Annotated in this window: 1 protein-coding gene; it reads left to right on the top strand. The window is 63.0% G+C overall.

The window, feature by feature from the left end; all coding sequences use genetic code 11:
* Window positions 1-68 precede the first annotated feature (68 nt).
* Entirely contained in the window at window positions 69-1,160 is a 1,092-nt protein-coding gene (locus NKJ40_RS31750; RefSeq protein ID WP_352469386.1) for an ISAs1 family transposase, read from the top strand.
* The last annotated feature ends 8 nt before the right edge of the window (window positions 1,161-1,168 follow it).

The raw sequence follows: 1,168 nt of genomic DNA on the forward strand, positions 1-1,168 counted from the left end.
GCAGGGGAATCGCATATGGCGATTTTGGGGTTGAGTTTAGGCTGAGAAAGGATTCTTTGGAGAGGCAGTTGAGCGAAGGAGCGACTGCCATTTCCTGCCTTGAGAGCTACTTTGGCGCGGTGCCTGATCCACGCGCGCCCAACGCCACGCACCGGCTTGGCGACCTGATCGTGATGATGATCGCGGCAAGCCTGTGCGGTGCCAGCAATGCGACGGAATTTGCCCTGTTCGCGCAGGAGCGCAAGCAGGCGCTGTCGCGGCTGATCGACTATGACGCAGCTCCCAGCCACGATACCTTCTCGCGGCTGCTGCGCCTGCTCGACCCGGAGGCCTTCGGTCGCGCCTTTGCTGCCTTTGCCGCAGCTTTCGCCCGAGCCAGCCGAGAGACGCCCGAGGTGGTGTCGCTTGACGGCAAGGCTTTGCGGCGGGCCTACGAGAAGGGCTTGGCAGCCAGTCCGCCGTTGACGGTGTCGGCCTTCGCCGCCGAGACCCGGCTGTGCCTGGCGGCAGTCTCGCCGAGCGATGGTGAGAACGAAGTCGAGGCCGCGCTCAAAGTCATCGAACTCATTGATCTTACGGGCAGATTGGTCACCGCCGATGCGCTCCATTGCCACACCCGCATGGCTGCGGCCATTACCCAAAGAGGTGGCGATTACCTGCTTGCGCTGAAGGGCAATCGTCGTCATTGGCTGCGCCGTGCCAACCTGCAACTGGCCGATGCCACCCCTTCCATTGCCGAGCGGGTCGAGACCAGCCACGGCCGCAACGAGTGGCGGCAGGCCGAGATCGTGGCGGCGGCCGAGCCGCTGATGCCCGGCCACCGGGCCTTCATCCGCATCACCAGCCGGCGCGATCAGGCCAGACCTTTGATGCGCCTGTTCATGGCCTCCACGCTCATGTCGGCGCAGCGGGCGCTCGACCTCACCAGAGCTCATTGGCAGATCGAGAACGGCCTGCATTGGATGCTCGATGTCCATCTCGACGAGGATCTCAGCCGTGCCCGCAAGGACAATGCTCCCGCCAACACAGCCCTTCTCAATCGCCTCGCCAGAAACATCCTTCAGGCCGCCGATGCTGCCAAAGTTCCCATCAGCCATCGCATCAAGAAATGCGCCTGGAACGACGACTATCTCATCAATGCCATCACTCATATGCGATAGCCCTGCCC

The organism is Mesorhizobium sp. M0119, assembly GCF_040322615.1.
GTDB lineage: Bacteria > Pseudomonadota > Alphaproteobacteria > Rhizobiales > Rhizobiaceae > Mesorhizobium.